This window comes from Enterobacter cloacae complex sp.6700776 (assembly GCF_048284255.1).
GTDB lineage: Bacteria > Pseudomonadota > Gammaproteobacteria > Enterobacterales > Enterobacteriaceae > Enterobacter > Enterobacter intestinihominis.
In genome coordinates this window covers 354,426-372,283 of the sequence record NZ_JBLVYK010000003.1, presented here as the reverse complement: position 1 = coordinate 372,283, position 17,858 = coordinate 354,426, and the positions used below count along the sequence as shown (strand labels likewise).

Sequence of the window (17,858 nt, the reverse complement as noted above, 5' to 3'; positions counted from 1 at the left end):
CCACCACCGCCGTATGTTCCCCTCACCCTAACCCTCTCCCCGGAGGGGCGAGGGGATTGCTCAGTGCTCGCATTAATTTGTGGGGAACCCTCAGCCCACGGGGAGAGGGGGCAAACACTAAAAACGGCAACCTGGGTTGCCGTTTTGCTGTTTATCAGGCGCTTTGTTTCAGCCAGTTCAACACCACGTCGTGGTGGTTGCTGGTTTTGAAATCATCAAACACGTGCTCAACTTTACCGTCAGCGTCAATCAGGAAGCTGATGCGGTGAATACCGTCGTACGTTTTGCCCATAAAGGACTTCTCACCCCAGACGCCAAACTGCTCGCAAACCTGGTGGTCTTCATCGGAAAGCAGCGTGAAGTTCAGCAGCTCTTTTTCCGCAAAACGTGACAGCTTCTCTGGTTTATCGGTGCTGATGCCCAGCACTTCCACACCGACCTTTTTCAACTCATCCATGTTGTCGCGCAAACCGCAGGCCTGTACGGTACAGCCCGGGGTCATGGCTTTCGGGTAGAAATAGACCAGAACACGCTGTCCCTGGAAGTCGGTCAAATTTACTTGCTCGCCGTCTTGATCCGGTAAGCTAAATTTCGGTGCGATATCACCGGCTTTCAGTGGGTTCATTACTCAACTCCATCCTGTTCGTGCTGCGAATAATCGACGACGCTTATACTGCCTTGCGCGTGTAATTCTGTACAGAGGGCTTTAAACGCTTGCTCGATATTTGACGCATCCTGCGAGGCAGGGCTGTGGGCGGTAATTTGAATAAACAGCGTCGGGATGGCGTTTTCATCGCCAGGCTGCGTGCGGGAAACCAGTTCGGCAATGTTCATCTGATGGCTGTCAAACAGTGCCGTAAAACGTTCAATCAGATGAGGTGAATCAGGCACTTCAACCTGTACCCAGACTGTGGCAGGCAGAGCCGGACGCGGGCGCGCGGTGGTGCGCTTCATCACAATCAGTAAATCCAGCTCTGCGCCTTTCAGCGGCAGGGTAGATTCGATGAGGGTAATGGCATTCCATGTTCCGGAAAGCAGCATGATGAACGTGAATTCTTCGCCAAGCATAGCCAGCCGGCTGTCTTCGATATTGCAGCCGCAGCTGCTCACGTGGCGAGTGATGGTATTCACGATACCCGGCCTGTCAGCACCCAGCGCAGTGATAACCAGGTAATGTTGTGATGAGGTTGTCAAACCTGTTCTTCCTTTGCGTGGTTAAGTCTTCCTAAGGAAAGCATAAAAAAAACATGCATACAACCGCCTGAGAGCCTCAGGTCGCTTGCTTTTATTACAGTTCCAAACGTAACATTGAGGCTCTTGTTCGCACAGAGGATGGCTCATGTTCACGGGAAGTATTGTCGCGCTTGTTACACCGATGGATGAAAAAGGTAATGTCTGCCGGTCAAGCATGAAGAAGCTCATTGATTACCATGTCGCCAATGGAACCTCGGCGATCGTTTCGGTAGGGACTACCGGTGAATCCGCCACGCTGAGCCACGAAGAGCACGGCGATGTTGTGATGCTGACCCTGGAACTGGCGGACGGGCGTATTCCGGTCATCGCGGGTACGGGCGCAAACGCAACGGCAGAGGCCATTAGCCTGACTCAGCGTTTTAACGACAGCGGCATTGTTGGCTGTCTGACGGTGACCCCTTACTACAACCGCCCAACTCAGGAAGGTTTGTTCCAGCATTTCAAAGCCATCGCTGAACATACTGACTTGCCACAAATTCTGTATAATGTGCCGTCCCGTACCGGTTGCGATATGCTGCCGGAAACCGTTGGCCGTCTCTCGAAAGTAAAAAATATTATCGGGATTAAAGAGGCGACAGGGAACTTAAGCCGCGTTCATCAGATCAAAGAGCTGGTTTCAGACGACTTTATCCTGTTGAGCGGTGATGATGCGACCGCACTGGACTTTATGCAGCTCGGTGGTAACGGCGTGATTTCCGTGACGGCGAACGTGGCGGCGCGTGATATGGCTGACATGTGCAAACTGGCCGCAGCCGGTCACTTTGATGAAGCTCGCGTGATTAATCAGCGTCTGATGCCGTTGCATAATAAATTATTTGTCGAACCCAATCCGATCCCAGTGAAATGGGCATGTAAGGAGTTGGGGCTTGTAGCAACCGACACGCTGCGTCTGCCAATGACACCGATTACCGACCATGGTCGTGAAATTGTCGCTGGCGCGCTGAAGCATGCCGGTTTGCTGTAAAGTTTAGGGAGATTTGATGGCTTATTCAGTACAGAAGTCGCGCCTGGCCAAGGTTGCGGGTGTTTCGCTTGTTATGCTCCTCGCTGCCTGTAGTTCAGACTCGCGCTACAAGCGCCAGGTGAGCGGTGATGAATCCTATCTGGATGCGCCGCCGCTTGCTGAACTTCACGCGCCTGCCGGCATGATCCTGCCGATCCAGAACGGTGATTATAATATTCCGGTTACCAACGGCAGCGGCCTGGTGGGTAAAGCGCTCGATATTCGTCCGCCAGCTCAGCCTCTGGCGCTGGTGAGTGGCGCGCGCACGCAGTTCACCGGTGATACAGCTTCTCTGCTGGTGGAAAGCGCACGCGGTACCACGCTGTGGCCGCAGGTTGTGAGCGTCATTCAGTCGAAAAACTATACGATTGATAAACGCGACGACGCCAGCCAGACCTTAACCACCGACTGGATTGAGTGGAACCGTCTCGATGAAGACCAGCAGTATCGTGGTCGTTATCAAGTCTCCGTTAAGCCGCAGGGTTATCAGCAGGCGGTTACCGTTAAGCTGTTGAATCTTGAGCAGGCAGGTAAACCGGTTGCCGATCCGTCCGCCATGCAGCGCTACAGTACCGAAATGCTGAACGTGATTGCAGCGGGTCTGGATAAGAACGCTGCTGATGCCGCAAACGCCGCGCAGAACCGTAACGGTTCAACGTTTGACGTGCAGAGCGGTGCAGACGATACCGGCCTGCCAATGCTGGTGGTGCGTGCGCCGTTTAACCAGACCTGGCAGCGTCTGCCAGCCACGCTGGAAAAAGTGGGCATGAAGGTGACCGACAGCACCCGTTCAACGGGCAGCATCACAGCGACCTATAAGCCGCTGTCTGAAAGTGCCTGGCAGGAGCTGGGGGCAAGCGATCCACAGCTGCCTTCCGGTGACTACAAAATCCAGGTCGGCGACCTCGATAACCGCAGCAGCCTGCAGTTTATCGATCCGAAAGGACACACGCTGACCCAGGCGCAGAACGATGCGCTGGTCGCTGCCTTCCAGGCCGCATTCAGCAAATAATAGTGAGGGCTGGTTAATCCAGCCCTTTTTATTTTCGTGCCACGCAAACGTGTGCGTGGCATAATATGGCCAGTTTTGAATACAAATCATCACACCAGGAGTAATGAAGATGCAGAAGCAAGCTGAGTTGTATCGTGGCAAAGCGAAAACCGTATACAGCACGGAAAACCCGGATCTGTTGGTGCTCGAATTCCGCAATGATACGTCAGCAGGAGACGGCGCACGCATTGAGCAGTTCGATCGTAAGGGCATGGTGAACAACAAGTTCAACCACTTCATTATGACCAAACTGGCCGAAGCCGGTATCCCGACTCAGATGGAAGCGTTGTTGTCCGATACGGAATGTCTGGTAAAAAAACTGGATATGGTGCCGGTTGAGTGCGTGATCCGTAACCGTGCCGCAGGCTCCCTGGTGAAGCGTCTGGGCATTGAAGAGGGTATCGAACTGAATCCACCGCTGTTCGATCTGTTCCTGAAAAACGACGCCATGCATGACCCGATGGTCAACGAATCCTACTGCGAAACCTTCGGCTGGGTCAGCAAAGAGAACCTGGCGCGCATGCAGGAACTGACCTACAAAGCCAACGACGTGCTGAAAAAGCTGTTTGATGACGCGGGCCTGATCCTGGTCGACTTCAAGCTGGAGTTCGGTCTGTACAAAGGCGAAGTGGTGCTGGGCGACGAGTTCTCTCCTGACGGCAGCCGCCTGTGGGACAAAGAGACGCTGGATAAAATGGACAAAGACCGTTTCCGCCAGAGTCTGGGTGGCGTGGTCGAAGCGTACGAAGCGGTTGCTCACCGTTTAGGCGTTAAGCTCGACTAAACTGCGCATTTGCCAAAGGATGTTGGCATCCTTTGGCGTCTTATCCTTGTTTACTATGGTAATCCTTTCATTAACCGCCTACGATCATAGCTATTATAAATGGAATAGTTCGAGGTGTTTATGCGCTGGCAAGGGCGTCGTGAAAGTGACAACGTAGAAGACAGACGCAGCAGTGGTGGCGGTGGTCCGTCTATGGGCGGGCCAGGTTTCCGGTTACCCAGCGGCAAGGGCGGTATTATTCTGCTGGTCGTCGTGCTGGTAGCGGGCTACTACGGTGTCGACCTGACCGGTTTGATGACCGGTGAAACCGGGCAACAGCAGCAGTATTCTCAGCGCTCTATCAGCCCGAATGAAGATGAAGCGGCGAAATTTACTTCCGTTATTCTCGCGACGACCGAAGATACCTGGGGTCAGCAGTTCGAGAAAATGGGGCGGACTTATCAGCCGCCAAAACTGGTGATGTACCGGGGAGCAACCCGCACGGGCTGCGGAACCGGGCAGTCCGTTATGGGGCCGTTCTACTGCCCGGCGGACAGCACCGTCTATATCGATCTCTCCTTCTATGACGACATGAAAAGCAAGCTGGGCGCCGACGGCGATTTTGCCCAGGGCTACGTGATCGCGCATGAAGTCGGCCACCATGTGCAGAAGCTCCTCGGCATTGAACCTAAAGTGCGTCAGATGCAGCAGAATGCGTCTCAGGCGGAGGTGAATCATCTCTCCGTACGCATGGAGCTTCAGGCCGACTGCTTCGCTGGCGTCTGGGGACACAGCATGCAGCAGCAGGGCGTGCTGGAAACAGGCGATCTGGAAGAGGCCCTGAATGCCGCACAGGCGATTGGTGACGATCGCTTGCAGCAGCAAAGCCAGGGGCGCGTTGTGCCGGACAGCTTTACCCATGGCACCTCAGAGCAGCGCTACAGCTGGTTTAAGCGTGGCTTTGACAGCGGCAACCCGTCGCAGTGTAATACCTTCGGCAAAGCTATGTGATGTTGGGGGTTGAACAGCTGGTTAACCAGCTTCAGCGTACCGGGCACCGCCGGCTGGTGGTGCTTAGCGGCGATGAAGCGTGGACGTTGAGCCAGGCGACCATCCTGCGCGATACGTTACCAGGAGACTGGCTGTGGCTGGAGGAAAACCCCTCTAAGGCCATCAGCGGCCTGCTGGGACGTGAATATCTGCACGCCGTTTTTGACGCGCGTCGCGGGTTTGACGTCTCGGCCTTCGCCGCCCTCAGCGGGACCCTGCGCGCCGGAAGCCTTCTGGTGCTGCTGGTGCCGCCGTTCTCCGTCTGGGCTAACAGGCCCGACGCGGATTCTCTACGCTGGAGCGACAGCGCCGAGCCGATCGCCACCCCGCACTTTGTTTACCATTTTTGCCGGACGCTGGCCGCCGATTCAGATGCTATCGTCTGGCATCAACATCGTCCGCTGTGCCTTCCCGTTGCGCCAGATTTACCCGCCTGGCAGCCCGCCAGCGGTGAACCGCAGCGCGAGCAGGCTGCGATCCTCGACGCGCTTCTGACCATGCCTGCTGGCGTGGCTGCCGTGACGGCCCCGCGCGGACGAGGAAAGTCCGCCCTGGCGGGCATGTTGCTCAACGGCATTCAGGGTAGTGCTGTAGTGACCGCACCGGCAAAAGGGGCGACGGATGTCATCGCGCGTTTCGCCGGGGAACATTTTCACTTTATGGCCCCGGATGCGCTGCTGGCCTCCACAACAGAAGCTGACTGGCTGATTGTCGATGAGGCGGCCGCCATCCCCGGCGCGCTGCTCGAGAAACTGACGATGCGCTTTCCCCGCGTGTTGTTGACCACTACGGTGCAGGGTTATGAAGGCACGGGCAGGGGATTCCTGCTGAAGTTCTGCGCCCGGTTCAGCGGTCTGCGGCGATATACCTTATCAACCCCTGTACGCTGGGCTGCCGGATGTCCTCTTGAGCGAATCGTGGCGAACGCGCTGCTGTTCGACGATGCGCTTATCGATCGCAAACCGGCAGGGGAGGTAAGTTTAACGTCGCTGGAGCCCGGGGTGTGGGAGAGCGATCCGGCGCGCGGGGCAGGCGTGTATGAACTGCTGTGTGCCGCGCACTACCGGACGTCCCCCCTCGATTTACGCCGGATGATGGACGCCCCCGGCCAGCACTTTGCTGTTGCTCAGGCGGGCGCGGAGATCGCTGGCGCGCTCTGGCTGGTGGAGGAGGGCGGCTTATCCCCAGAGCTTAGTCGCGCGGTGTGGGCGGGATTTCGTCGGCCGCGTGGAAATCTGGTGGCACAGTCGCTGGCTGCCCACGGCGGATCGCCTCTCGCGGCGACGCTGAAAGGCCGACGCGTCAGCCGTATTGCGGTTCATCCTCATCGCCAGCGGGAAGGCATCGGCCAGGGGCTGATCCGCAGTGCCAGCGGAGAAGATTATCTCTCGGTCAGCTTTGGCTATACCGACGAGCTGTGGCGTTTCTGGCGGCAGTGCGGGTTTGTGCTGGTGCGAATGGGCAGCCACCGGGAGGCCAGCAGCGGGTGCTATACGGCGATGGCGTTGCTGCCGCTGAGCGAGGCGGGGCATCAGCTCTGCGAAGAGGCGCATCAGCGTTTATGTCGTGATATGCGCGTCCTGTCGGCCTGGAATGGCGAAAAGATCCCGGTGATGGATGCATGGGAAGCTACCCTTAATAGTGACGACTGGCTGGAGCTGGCGGGGTTTGCCTTTGCGCACCGGGCGTTTTCAACCTCGGTTGCGGCGCTAACGCGATTGTTGTTTGCCGTGGATATGCCGCTCCCGGCGCTGCGTGGGAAAATGGAAGGGAATACGCACGATTTCGGGCGCAAAGCGTTGCTGGCGAAGCTACGCGAGGAAACCGCTCACGCGCTTGAAAGGCTTGATTACTCTCGTAGCCAGCGGCTGAAAGCCGACATTTTGCAATGGCAATTTTTTCAATGACTTCTTCAGTAAAGTGGCATGGTCATTACCCCGCAGAGGCGTAAAATCCTGCTTAACAATTAAGGAGATCGCCATGAAACATGACCATTTTGTTGTGCAAAGCCCGGATACACCTGCTAAACAGCTACTGCTTCTGTTTCATGGCGTGGGCGACAATGCCGTCAATATGGGACAGATTGGCAGCTGGTTTGCACCCGTTTTCCCACACGCGCTGATCGTCAGTATCGGCGGCGTGGAGCCCTGCGGTCCGGACGGGCGGCAGTGGTTTTCCGTCGAGGGCGTGACGGAGGAAAATCGTCAGGCACGTATTGATACCGTTATGCCAGCTTTTATCAATACCGTGCGTTACTGGCAGCAGCAGAGCGGCGTAGGTGCCAATGCAACAGCGCTGATTGGCTTCTCTCAGGGCTCAATCCTGTCGCTGGAAAGCGTAAAAGCGCAGCCCGGACTGGTGTCCCGCGTGATTGCCTTCAACGGGCGTTTTGCGACGTTACCGCAAAGCGCGACCACGCAGACCACGATCCATCTCATTCATGGGGGTGAAGACCGGGTAATTGAGCTTTCGCATGCGGTTGCGGCCCAGGACGCGCTGATGCGTGAAGGCGGGGATGTGACGCTGGATATCGTGGACGATCTGGGGCATGCCATTGACGATCGCAGCATGCAGTTCGCGCTCGATCATCTGCGTTATACCGTACCGAAGCACTACTTTGATGAAGCGCTCAGCGGCGGTAAGCCGAATGATGATGATATCGTCGAGTTTATGTGAGGTTTCCCCTCTCCCTAGGGAGAGGGGAAACAAAGCGATTACTTCTTCTGGTCCTTCTTCGGCCAGTCGTCTTCATCGTCCCACTTGTCGTTAAAATCACGGTGCGGCGGAAGATCCGGTTTGTTGGCAAGGAACTTTTTGTGGTCAACGCGCTTGAGATCTTTAATCACGTTAAGCAGCACGCCTACCAGAAATACCAACACCAGAATCCACCAGTACTTTGAAAGCCAGTCCATTCGCTAATCCTCTTTAAGCACCCGTCAGGCGACGAGCTGCTCCATAATACGTTGATACATGCGGGCCAGCAGTTGTAAATCGGCAGCGTTCACGCATTCATTGATTTTGTGAATCGTCGCGTTAACCGGACCCAGTTCGACAACCTGTGCGCCCATGCGGGCAATAAAGCGTCCGTCAGATGTGCCGCCCGTTGTCAGCAGCTGTGGCTTAATTTCATTATAGTGCGCAATGGCGTTCACTACCGCATCCACCAGTTTACCGCGCTGCGTCAGGAACGGCTGGCCAGACAGCCACCAGTCGAGGGTATAGCGCAGCTGGTATTTCTCTAGCAGCGCAATCACGCGCGCTTTTATCATCTCGTCGGTCAGTTCGGTGCTGAAGCGGAAGTTAAACTGGACGAAGAGATCGCCGGGAATGACGTTGTTGCTGCCAGTGCCGGCCTTGATGTTGGCTATTTGCATGCTGGTTGGCGGGAAAAATTCGTTGCCTTTATCCCATTCAATGCCCACCAGTTCGTTCAGCATCGGCGCGGCGCGGTGTACCGGGTTATCCGCCAGGTGCGGATAGGCAACGTGGCCCTGCACGCCATGAATGGTCAAATTGCAGGTCAGGGATCCACGGCGGCCATTTTTCACCACATCGCCCACCACTTCGGTGCTGGACGGTTCGCCCACCAGACAGTAGTCCAGACGTTCATTGCGCGCCATCAGCGCCTCAACGACCTTCACGGTGCCGTTGTGGGCGCTGGCTTCTTCATCGGAGGTAATCAAAAACGCAAGACGGTTTTTATGGTTCGGATGCTGGGCGACGAAACGCTCTGCCGCCACGACCATCGCAGCCAGGGAACCTTTCATATCCGCAGCGCCGCGTCCGAAAAGCATGCCGTCGCGGATGGTTGGCTCAAAAGGCGGGTTGATCCAGCGGTCTGCGTCGCCTGCGGGAACTACGTCGGTATGTCCGGCAAACGCCAGCGTCTCCCCCTGACCGCGCCATGCCCAGAAGTTCTGCGTATCGCCAAAATCCATGTGCTCGACGGTAAAACCGATGGCACGCAGGCGCTCAATCATTAATGCCTGACAACCTGCGTCGTCCGGGCTAAGGGAAGGACGGCGAATAAGCTGCTGAGTCAGCTCAATGACCGGGCATGACATAGACTACACCTCAACGAATAAATCTGAATAAAGGGTTTCACTGAAACCCAGCAGCATAGGCTGACCTGGCTTGCAGAGCAATGGGCGTTTGATGATTGCCGGCATTTCAAGCATCAGTTTGGCTGCGCTGTCGGCGTTGTTGATCGTGGCCCGGAGAGATTCATCCAGTTTTCGCCAGGTGGTCCCGCGGGTGTTCAGCAGCGCTTCCCAGCCCAGTTCGTTGATGGCGGAATGGAGAAACGCGGGGTCAAGCCCGTCGGCACGGTAATCATGGAAGCGATAGTCGATGTTGTGTGCTTCCAGCCAGCGGCGGGCTTTTTTAATCGTATCGCAATTCTTAATGCCGTACATCACAACCATAGTGAATCCTTTTGTTCTTGTGTGGATTAAATGTTCAATATTTTCGAAGATATATCCTTAAGTGGAATATAACATATTCGGAATTTTTCGTGATTTACAATTCTCCATAATTCAACGAACAGCTGTACGCTGAATAGTGTTCCATCTTTTAAGCATAGTTGTCCACTCTGTATAAATTGCCAATAAACTCAGGGGGAAATTAAAAATGCTGTCATTTTTCTGACTATTTCAAAATATTGCTGTAGGTCACATAAAATTTACCCGGCAACGCTCATAGTGATCCTAAACCTACCTGCACAGCGAGGCTCAATCACAGCAATCGGTTAAAGTGGCTTCACAATGATGATACGTTTTCGTAGAATGCACATAATAATAAGAGAGGTTGTTATGATTGAACATGAACTGGGGAACTGGAAAGATTTTATCGAAGGCATGCTTCGTAAATGAATTTCCGGTAAGAAATGCAAGAGCACTTAATTAACTAAAATAACCATAGTGTGAAAGAATCACACAATAAAAAGGCGGCCTGTAAAGCCGCCTTTTTTTATTTCATCGGGTTATTCCGGCTTATCCTTCAGCGGGAAACGACGGCGTATCAGCACAAAGAACAGCGGTACGAAATAGATAGCCAGAATCGTCGCGGAAATCATTCCCCCCATAACGCCCGTTCCCACCGCGTGCTGGCTGCTGGAGCCTGCGCCGGAGCTGGTGGCCATCGGCAGGACGCCAAACACAAACGCCAGAGAAGTCATCAGGATCGGGCGCAGGCGCTGACGACAGGCGTGCAGCGTGGCGGCCATCAGTTCGTGACCTTTGGCATTCATCTCATTGGCAAATTCGACGATCAGAATGGCGTTTTTCGCCGACAATCCGATTACGGTGAGGAGTCCGACCTGGAAATAGACATCGTTTTCCAGGCCACGCATCCAGGTTGCCAGCAGCGCGCCGATGACCCCGAGAGGCACCACCAGCATTACCGAGAACGGCACTGACCAGCTTTCATACAGCGCCGCCAGGCAGAGGAACACCACCAGCAGCGAAAGGGCATACAGGGCAGGCGCCTGCGCGCCGGAAAGCCGTTCCTGGTAGGACATCGCCGTCCACTCCAGGCCAAAGCCGGTCGGTAACTGCTGAACCAGTTTTTCCATAATGTCCATTGCAGTACCGGTACTGACGCCAGGCGCGGCTTCACCGACAATCTCCAGCGCCGAATAGCCGTTGTAACGCTCCAGACGCGGCGAACCGGTCTCCCAGCGTGACGTCGCAAACGCCGAGAACGGCACCATGCCGCCGGTGTTATTGCGCACATACCAGCGGTTGATATCGTCCGGCAGCATGCGGTATTTGGCAGCAGACTGAACGTAGACCTTTTTCACGCGACCGCGATCCATAAAGTCATTCACGTAGCTTGAGCCCCATGCCGTTTGCAGGGTGTCGTTAATGTCGTCGATGGAGACGCCCAGCGCCTGCGCTTTACGCTGGTCGATATCCACCTGTAGCTGAGGGCTGTCATCCAGACCGTTATGACGAACGCGGGTAAGCTGCGGCTCTTTCCCGGCCAGCTCGAGCAGTTTATCGCGAGCTGCCATCAACGCGTCATGCCCGGCACCCGCGTGATCCTGAAGCTCCATATCAAATCCGGCTGAGCTGCCCAGGCCACTGATAGCGGGCGGGCTGCTGGCGAAAACGCGCGCTTCCTTGATTTTGTTGAACGCTTTAGTTGCACGTTCAATGATGGCAAAGGAGGAGCCGCTATCGCTGTCGCGCTGGTCCCAGTCTTTCAGGCGCACAAACATACGCGCCACGTTCTGCCCGTTACCGCCAGGGCCAGAGCCGACGGTGGAGAAGACGGAGACCACGTTATCCTTCTCCTGAGTATGGAAGTAGTTCTCAACCTTCTGCACCACTTTCAGGGTCTGCTGCTGGGTCGAGCCGCTCGGTAACTGTACGGAGGTGATAAACATGCCGCGATCTTCCAGCGGCAGGAACGAGGTTGGCAGCCGCAGGAATAAGAAGACCATGCCGCCGAGCAGCAGGACATAGACCACCATCCAGCGCACGCTGCGGTGCAGTACTTTACCCACGCCCGCTTCATAGCGCGCCGCATTTCGGTTAAACATCCGGTTAAACCAGCCGAAGAAGCCTTTTTGACCGTGGTGTTCGCCCTTATGCAGCGGTTTGAGCAGCGTCGAGCACAGAGCAGGGGTAAGGATCATCGCCACCAGTACGGAGAGCACCATCGCAGAGACGATGGTGATCGAGAACTGGCGATAAATCGCGCCCGTAGTGCCGCCAAAAAACGCCATCGGGATAAATACCGCCGACAGCACCATGGCGATACCGACCAGCGCACCCTGAATTTGTCCCATCGATTTGCGCGTGGCCTCGCGGGGCGAAAGCCCTTCCTCGCTCATGATGCGCTCGACGTTTTCCACCACCACGATGGCATCATCGACCAGCAGGCCGATGGCCAGCACCATGGCAAACATGGTCAGGGTGTTGATGCTGTAACCGAAGGCATACAGCACCGCAAAGGTTCCCAGCAACACCACCGGCACCGCAATGGTGGGGATCAGCGTGGCGCGGAAGTTTTGCAGGAACAGGTACATCACGAGGAACACCAGCGCGATAGCTTCGAGCAGGGTTTTCACCACATCTTCGATGGAGGCTTTTACGAATGAGGTGGTTTCGTAGGCGACTTTGTACTCCAGTCCGTGCGGGAAGTAATGCGACAGCTCATCCAGACGCTCTAACACCCGCTGCGCGGTCGCCATTTCGTTAGCGCCGGAGGCCAGTTTCACCCCCAGGCCGGACGCAGCATTGCCGTTAAAGCGGCTCAGGTAGTCATATTTTTCCGCCCCCATTTCCACGGTGGCGACATCCCCCAGACGCACTTCCGAACCGTCCTGGTTCACGCGCAGAGTGATATTGCGGAACTGTTCAGGCGTCTGGAGCAGCGACTGGGAGTTGATGGTGGCGTTAAGCGCCTGGTTATCCACGGACGGCGTACCACCGAGCTGCCCCACGGCAATCTGAGCGTTCTGCGATTCGATGGCGTCGGTGACATCTTTGGCGGTCATCTGCACGCTGTTCAGCTTGTTGGGATCCAGCCAGATACGCATGGAATACTGCGAGCCGTAGGCGTCGATATCACCCACGCCGTTGATACGGCTGAGCGGATCCTGAATATTACTGGCGACGTAGTCCGCGATGTCCTGCTTATCCATCGAGCCATCGGTTGAAACAAACGCGATTGTCAAAATATTGGTGTCACCGGTCTTACGCACGGTCACCCCCTGGTTCTGCACCGCCTGAGGCAGTTTACGCAGGGCCGATTGCAGCTGGTTTTGCACCTGCTGCACCGCTTCGTCCGGATCCGTGCCCGCCGTAAAGCTCAGGGTTACCGTCGCCTGGCCCGTGGCGCTGCTCTGCGAGGACATGTACATCAGGTTATCAAGACCCGTCATGTTCTGCTCGATAACCTGCGTGACGGTATTTTCCAGCGTCTGTGCCGAGGCGCCAGGGTAGTTCGCCGTGATACGCACGTTAGGGGGGGCGAGGTCGGGGTATTGCTCAACAGGAAGGGAAGTAATCGCCAGGACACCCGTCAGACACAACAGGATTGCTAGCACCCAGGCAAAAATGGGGCGATCGATGAAAAAATTCGCCATTAAAATGTGACCTCGTTTTGCTGCACGTCATTATTGTTTATTGCCCGCCTAACTTTAGCGGTAAGGCCCAGGTCAAACGTGGAGAAATAAAGGAGATAATGTAAATTATCATGCGCTTTTTTCAGCGCGCCTTCTTTCCCGCTATTTTTCAGCCTGCGCCGCAGGTGTCCGGAACGTCACGCTGACCTGTGTACCGCCCTGTGGCGGCTGAGAAAAGTGTAATGTTCCGCCGAGCCGTCCCGCGCGTTCGCGCATTATATTCAGCCCGTAATGCCCCGGCGGTTCACTGGCGTCGCCGATACCAATACCGTTGTCGCGGATCGTGACCGTGTGAGTACCGTCCGCGGTGGTGACGCAGCTGACCACAATCTCGCTGGCGTCGGCATGTTTAATCGCATTCAGCACTGCCTCACGCACAATCTGTAAGAGGTGCACCTGTTTTTGCGCGTCCAGCGCAAGCGATGAGAGACGGCAGTCAAGCACCAGCTTCGCGCTGGTCTGGCTTTGCAAACCGTCGAGAGACTCCTGTAGCGCGGCAGGAAGATTGGCGTGGTTGAGCGTCAGGCGGAAGGTGGTGAGCAGCTCGCGTAGCTGATGCCAGGCGTTATTCAGCTCGCGGGAGAAGTCCGTAATGATGGTCTGCGCCGGGGCATTGTCGCCCGGCACGGCATGCTTCAGCAGCGTAAGCTGAATACGCAAATAGGAGAGCACCTGCGCCAGCGAATCATGCAACTCGCGCGCGATGGTGGCGCGCTCTTCCATCAGCAGCAACTGCTGATAATGTTTCTGCGCCTGATTGAAATAGAGCCCCCGGCCCAGCATCGTCGCCACGCTTTCCATGAGCGGCAGCGGAACATCCCCGGTCGCGCTTTGCCAGCGCAGTTCGCCGTACAGGGTGTCCTGCATTAATACCGGTAAATTGTGCATTTTCACGCCCGGGGACTCCTGTCCTTCGTAAAGCTGCCAGTCGTCACTGGTGCGCAATTGCAGGTAATTCATCTGCGTATAGTCATGCACAATCTGCAAAATATGTCGGAAGCAGTGGCTGTCTATCTGCCCGGTATTCAACGCCTGTGAGCATTTGAACAGCATTTCGAGCTGCTGATGCGCTTCATTCAGGTGGCGGGTTTTTTCGGCAACGGAGTGCTCCAGGGAACGGTACAGGGTGTGTAATTCCGCCGACATATGGTTGAAGGCGCGGGAAAGCTGGCCCAGCTCGTTGGGAAGCATAATATCCGGCGCGGGGGTATCGAACTGCCCCTGTTCGATACGCTCGCTCGCTGCCACCAGATTATTCAGCGGCAGCACAACCTGACGGCGGATGCGCCGCAGGGTCATCACCGCCAGCAGCAGGATGCCCAGGCCGCCCGTCAGCGACATGAAAATCACCAGCTGTATCTTATGTTCGGTGTAGTGCTGTAGCGCCAGCACAAAGGCATCTATCCGGCCCACAAAATCCTCTATGTGGCTCTGATACCACCCGGTATCGCCGCTGGCGATACGCGTGTCCATCTCCTGCCAGCCAAGCTGCAACTGCTGGTAACGCTGTTTGACGTCCTCTGGCACATACCAGCGGTTGAGCTTCTGCAACGCAGGCGCGCTCAGCGTTTTCTGCCAGACCGCGCGGTGCTCTGCCAGTGACGGGCTGGCGCGCTGCATTTCGTAGCCCAGGCGGTAGCTCTGCATGCGCAGCGATCCGGCGATGTTAATCGCCTCGGCGTCGCGCTGGCTGCTGGCGAGTGTAACCAGCGCAATGGCGCTGATCAGAACGGACAAGACAATCATCGAAAAGAAAGCCCGAGCCAGGCTTCCCGATACGGGGCGTTTAACGGTCACTCATCAGCTTCCTGAATTAAATTGATCTGCCACAGGTTCACTGGAAATAGTTCGCCTTCCTGGGCATTTGAACATTGCGTCGCCATGCCGCTGTGGGTAAATACGATAACAATAGAAAGAATAAGGTTATTGAACCAAAAACAGGTGTTGTTATGAATCGTTTTATTATGGCCAACGCTCAACAGTGTATCGGTTGTCGCGCCTGCGAAGTTGCCTGTGTGATGGCGCACAACGGGGAGCAGCACGCGCTGAGCGAGCGCCATTTTCATCCCCGCATTACGGTCCTTACCTCTGGCTTGCGAAAAAGCCCAGTGACCTGCCACCACTGTGAAAATGCGCCCTGCGCGCAAAGCTGCCCGAACGGAGCCATCACGCAACACAGCGACAGCGTACAGGTCAATCAACAAAAATGCATCGGCTGTAAAGCCTGCGTGGTGGCCTGCCCGTTTGGCACGATGGACATGCTGATCACCCCGCTTGAAAACGACAGCGTAAAGGCCTCGGCGCACAAATGCGACCTCTGCCTGGAAAGGCCGCAAGGCCCGGCCTGCGTTGAAAACTGCCCGGCGGAGGTGCTTACGCTCGCCACCCCAGCCGTGCTGGATAAGCTGGTTAAACAGCGCCGACAGCGCAGCGCAAGGCTGGACGCGCTGCCGTGGCACAGCGAGGCGGTTCAATCAGCCCCTCCGCAAACCAAACGGCAACAGATGCAAAACACCCCGGCGCGCGGTGAGCCGGATAAGCTCAGCCCCGACGCGCGCGCCGGCCATTTTAACGAGATCTACTTGCCGTTTCGCCCGGAACAGGCGCAGCGCGAAGCATCCCGGTGCCTGAAATGTGGCGACCACAGCATTTGCGAGTGGACCTGCCCGCTGCATAACCATATTCCGCAGTGGATTGAGCGGATCAGGGCGGGGGATATCATCGGTGCGGCTGAGCTTTCTCACCAGACTAACTGTTTACCGGAAATTACCGGCCGCGTCTGTCCACAGGATCGATTATGTGAAGGCGCCTGCACCCTGCGGGATGCGTCAGGGGCGGTAACCATCGGTAATATCGAACGATATATCTCGGATCGGGCGCTGGCGATGGGCTGGACGCCGGACGTCAGCCACGTTACACCGGTCGGTAAGCGCGTCGCCATCATTGGTGCCGGTCCGGCAGGGCTGGCCTGTGCCGACGTACTGGTGCGCAGCGGCATCGGTGTGACGGTCTACGATCGCTATCCAGAAATCGGCGGATTGCTGACCTTTGGTATTCCGGCCTTCAAGCTGGATAAATCCCTGTTAGCGCGGCGCAGAGAGATATTCAGTGCGATGGGCATCCGCTTCGAGCTGAACTGCGAGGTGGGAAAAGACGTGTCGATGGCCCAACTGCAAAACGACTACGATGCCCTGTTCATCGGCGTAGGGACCTATCGTTCCATGAAAGCAGGTATCCCTCATGAAGACGCGCCGGGCGTGTACGACGCGCTGCCGTTTTTAGTGGCGAACACGCGGAACGTGATGGGCATTGACCCTGCCGCAGACGAGCCGTTTATCGACACGCAGGGGTCAAACGTGGTGGTGCTGGGCGGGGGCGATACGGCGATGGACTGCGTGCGCACCGCGCTGCGACATGGCGCGGCGAAAGTAACCTGCGCCTATCGGCGGGACGAGGCCAACATGCCGGGCTCAAAGAAAGAGGTTAAAAACGCGAAAGAAGAGGGCGCGGCGTTTGAATTTAATGTCCAGCCGGTTGAGCTCACGCTGGATGACGACGGGAAGGTCAAGGGTATCCGGATGCTGCGCACCCGTCTGGGCGAGCCGGATGCGCAGGGGCGGCGTCGTCCTGTCCCGGTGGCGGGCAGTGAGTTTGTCATGCCAGCGGATGCGGTGATCATGGCGTTTGGGTTTAATCCGCACGCCATGCCGTGGCTTCAGGCGCAGGGCGTTGAAACCGACGACTGGGGGCGCATCAGGGCCTCCGTGGAGAGCCGTTACCGCTACCAGACCTCGAATCCGCAGATTTTTGCTGGCGGTGATGCGGTACGTGGTGCGGATCTGGTGGTCACCGCGATGGCGGAAGGGCGCCATGCCGCGCAGGGGATCATGGACTGGCTTGGCGTGCCGCCGCGCAACATGCATTAACGCAGACGGGCGACAAAGCGGGCATCACGGCGTAGTATAAACAGACTCATTTTGCCGTGGAGCCCGTATGTCCCTGAACATTACCGTTATTAAAGACAAAATCCTTTCTGAAAATTACTTTGTCCTGCGTAACATCACTTACGATCTCACCCGTAAGAGCGGGGACGTCATTCGCCATAAACGCGAAGTCTACGACCGGGGCAATGGTGCAACCATTCTGCTGTATAACCGTGAAAAACAAAGCGTGGTGCTGATCCGCCAGTTTCGCATCGCGACATGGGTCAATGGCAACGCGGACGGACGTCTGATTGAAACCTGTGCAGGTCTGCTGGACGACGATGAGCCGGAAGTGTGTATCCGCAAAGAAGCCATTGAAGAGACGGGCTTTGAGGTGGGGGCGGTGCAGAAAGTCTTTGAGCTGTTTATGTCCCCTGGCGGGGTTACCGAGCTGGTTCACTTCTTCATTGCGGAGTACACCGATGCCCAGCGCACGCACCGGGGCGGTGGCGTGGACGATGAAGACATTGAAGTGCTGGAAATGCCTTTCGCTCAGGCTGTCGACATGGTGAAAAGCGGCGAGATCCGCGACGGTAAAGCGGTGATCCTGTTGCAGTATCTGCAAACCAGCGGTTTGATGAATGCTGCGGCGGTAGCGTGATAAGTTGTATTTCAGATAA

The 17,858-nt window shown here is 56.3% G+C and carries 16 protein-coding genes; 9 read left to right on the top strand and 7 right to left on the bottom strand.

Annotated features, from left to right (window positions below; translation table 11 throughout):
* Positions 1–154 precede the first annotated feature (154 nt).
* Together bcp and ACNQ0T_RS07865 are read right to left on the bottom strand one after the other, a co-directional pair.
* Complete coding sequence (gene bcp, locus ACNQ0T_RS07870; RefSeq protein ID WP_022648972.1) at positions 155–625, bottom strand: thioredoxin-dependent thiol peroxidase; 471 nt, start codon at positions 623–625, stop codon at positions 155–157.
* A complete protein-coding gene (locus tag ACNQ0T_RS07865) occupies positions 625–1,194 on the bottom strand; it encodes a glycine cleavage system transcriptional repressor (protein WP_000213743.1) in 570 nt (189 codons plus the stop codon). Before ACNQ0T_RS07865 ends, bcp begins: the two co-directional genes overlap by 1 nt.
* Positions 1,195–1,339: 145 nt before the next feature.
* Here ACNQ0T_RS07865 and dapA point away from each other — a divergent pair, with 145 nt between their 5' ends.
* The 6 genes from dapA to ypfH all read left to right on the top strand — a co-directional run bounded on the left by dapA (position 1,340) and on the right by ypfH (position 7,797).
* Positions 1,340–2,218: a 4-hydroxy-tetrahydrodipicolinate synthase gene (gene dapA / locus ACNQ0T_RS07860; protein ID WP_003860542.1), complete on the top strand. Its 879-nt coding sequence runs from the start codon at positions 1,340–1,342 to the stop codon at positions 2,216–2,218.
* Between the two features lie 16 nt (positions 2,219–2,234).
* A complete protein-coding gene (gene bamC / locus ACNQ0T_RS07855; RefSeq protein ID WP_022648971.1) occupies positions 2,235–3,269 on the top strand; it encodes an outer membrane protein assembly factor BamC in 1,035 nt (344 codons plus the stop codon).
* 109 nt (positions 3,270–3,378) lie between these two features.
* Positions 3,379–4,092 (top strand): phosphoribosylaminoimidazolesuccinocarboxamide synthase, encoded by a 714-nt coding sequence (gene purC / locus ACNQ0T_RS07850; RefSeq protein WP_001171626.1) that lies wholly within the window; start codon positions 3,379–3,381, stop codon positions 4,090–4,092.
* 120 nt (positions 4,093–4,212) lie between these two features.
* Positions 4,213–5,082, top strand: a complete 870-nt coding sequence (locus ACNQ0T_RS07845; RefSeq protein ID WP_022648970.1) for a neutral zinc metallopeptidase — start codon at positions 4,213–4,215, stop codon at positions 5,080–5,082.
* Positions 5,082–7,028: a tRNA(Met) cytidine acetyltransferase TmcA gene (locus tag ACNQ0T_RS07840; RefSeq protein WP_417929845.1), complete on the top strand. Its 1,947-nt coding sequence runs from the start codon at positions 5,082–5,084 to the stop codon at positions 7,026–7,028. The genes ACNQ0T_RS07845 and ACNQ0T_RS07840 overlap by 1 nt, the downstream gene beginning before the upstream one ends.
* 73 nt (positions 7,029–7,101) lie before the next feature.
* Positions 7,102–7,797, top strand: coding sequence for an esterase (ypfH, locus tag ACNQ0T_RS07835; protein ID WP_417929844.1), 696 nt, complete (start codon positions 7,102–7,104; stop codon positions 7,795–7,797).
* Between the two features lie 38 nt (positions 7,798–7,835).
* Here the strand turns inward: ypfH and ACNQ0T_RS07830 are convergent, their stop codons facing one another.
* The 3 genes from ACNQ0T_RS07830 to ACNQ0T_RS07820 are packed head-to-tail and all read right to left on the bottom strand — an operon-like array spanning position 7,836 to position 9,545.
* Positions 7,836–8,033, bottom strand: coding sequence for a YpfN family protein (locus ACNQ0T_RS07830; protein ID WP_000383991.1), 198 nt, complete (start codon positions 8,031–8,033; stop codon positions 7,836–7,838).
* Between the two features lie 24 nt (positions 8,034–8,057).
* Positions 8,058–9,185: a succinyl-diaminopimelate desuccinylase gene (dapE, locus tag ACNQ0T_RS07825; protein ID WP_017383496.1), complete on the bottom strand. Its 1,128-nt coding sequence runs from the start codon at positions 9,183–9,185 to the stop codon at positions 8,058–8,060.
* Between the two features lie 3 nt (positions 9,186–9,188).
* Entirely contained in the window at positions 9,189–9,545 is a 357-nt protein-coding gene (locus ACNQ0T_RS07820; RefSeq protein ID WP_045309148.1) for an ArsC family reductase, read from the bottom strand.
* 387 nt (positions 9,546–9,932) lie between these two features.
* On the opposite strand from ACNQ0T_RS07820, the gene ypfM reads away from it, so the two are divergent.
* Positions 9,933–9,992 (top strand): protein YpfM, encoded by a 60-nt coding sequence (gene ypfM / locus ACNQ0T_RS07815; protein ID WP_100181659.1) that lies wholly within the window; start codon positions 9,933–9,935, stop codon positions 9,990–9,992.
* A 110-nt stretch (positions 9,993–10,102) separates the two neighbouring features.
* Here ypfM and acrD read toward each other — a convergent pair whose 3' ends face one another.
* Positions 10,103–13,216 carry a multidrug efflux RND transporter permease AcrD gene (gene acrD, locus ACNQ0T_RS07810; RefSeq protein ID WP_045621185.1) on the bottom strand — a complete coding sequence of 1,038 codons (3,114 nt, stop codon included), beginning with the start codon at positions 13,214–13,216 and terminating at the stop codon, positions 10,103–10,105.
* Positions 13,217–13,357: 141 nt separating this feature from the next.
* Entirely contained in the window at positions 13,358–15,052 is a 1,695-nt protein-coding gene (narQ, locus tag ACNQ0T_RS07805; RefSeq protein ID WP_180256850.1) for a nitrate/nitrite two-component system sensor histidine kinase NarQ, read from the bottom strand.
* A gap of 152 nt (positions 15,053–15,204) precedes the next feature.
* Here narQ and aegA point away from each other — a divergent pair, with 152 nt between their 5' ends.
* Together aegA and nudK are read left to right on the top strand one after the other, a co-directional pair.
* On the top strand, positions 15,205–17,181 hold the full coding sequence (gene aegA, locus ACNQ0T_RS07800) for a formate-dependent uric acid utilization protein AegA (RefSeq protein ID WP_417929842.1): 1,977 nt from the start codon (positions 15,205–15,207) through the stop codon (positions 17,179–17,181).
* A 67-nt stretch (positions 17,182–17,248) separates the two neighbouring features.
* Entirely contained in the window at positions 17,249–17,839 is a 591-nt protein-coding gene (gene nudK, locus ACNQ0T_RS07795; protein WP_048965538.1) for a GDP-mannose pyrophosphatase NudK, read from the top strand.
* Positions 17,840–17,858: the final 19 nt, after the last annotated feature.

Excerpts from the sequence above, each read along its gene's own strand:
- bcp (WP_022648972.1), bottom strand. The coding sequence starts at position 625 with ATGAACCCACTGAAAGCCGGTGATATCGCACCGAAATTTAGCTTACCG.
- dapA (WP_003860542.1), top strand. The coding sequence starts at position 1,340 with ATGTTCACGGGAAGTATTGTCGCGCTTGTTACACCGATGGATGAAAAA.
- bamC (WP_022648971.1), top strand. The coding sequence starts at position 2,235 with ATGGCTTATTCAGTACAGAAGTCGCGCCTGGCCAAGGTTGCGGGTGTT.
- purC (WP_001171626.1), top strand. The coding sequence starts at position 3,379 with ATGCAGAAGCAAGCTGAGTTGTATCGTGGCAAAGCGAAAACCGTATAC.
- ACNQ0T_RS07845 (WP_022648970.1), top strand. The coding sequence starts at position 4,213 with ATGCGCTGGCAAGGGCGTCGTGAAAGTGACAACGTAGAAGACAGACGC.
- ACNQ0T_RS07840 (WP_417929845.1), top strand. The coding sequence starts at position 5,082 with ATGTTGGGGGTTGAACAGCTGGTTAACCAGCTTCAGCGTACCGGGCAC.
- ypfH (WP_417929844.1), top strand. The coding sequence starts at position 7,102 with ATGAAACATGACCATTTTGTTGTGCAAAGCCCGGATACACCTGCTAAA.
- ACNQ0T_RS07830 (WP_000383991.1), bottom strand. The coding sequence starts at position 8,033 with ATGGACTGGCTTTCAAAGTACTGGTGGATTCTGGTGTTGGTATTTCTG.
- dapE (WP_017383496.1), bottom strand. The coding sequence starts at position 9,185 with ATGTCATGCCCGGTCATTGAGCTGACTCAGCAGCTTATTCGCCGTCCT.
- ACNQ0T_RS07820 (WP_045309148.1), bottom strand. The coding sequence starts at position 9,545 with ATGGTTGTGATGTACGGCATTAAGAATTGCGATACGATTAAAAAAGCC.
- acrD (WP_045621185.1), bottom strand. The coding sequence starts at position 13,216 with ATGGCGAATTTTTTCATCGATCGCCCCATTTTTGCCTGGGTGCTAGCA.
- aegA (WP_417929842.1), top strand. The coding sequence starts at position 15,205 with ATGAATCGTTTTATTATGGCCAACGCTCAACAGTGTATCGGTTGTCGC.
- nudK (WP_048965538.1), top strand. The coding sequence starts at position 17,249 with ATGTCCCTGAACATTACCGTTATTAAAGACAAAATCCTTTCTGAAAAT.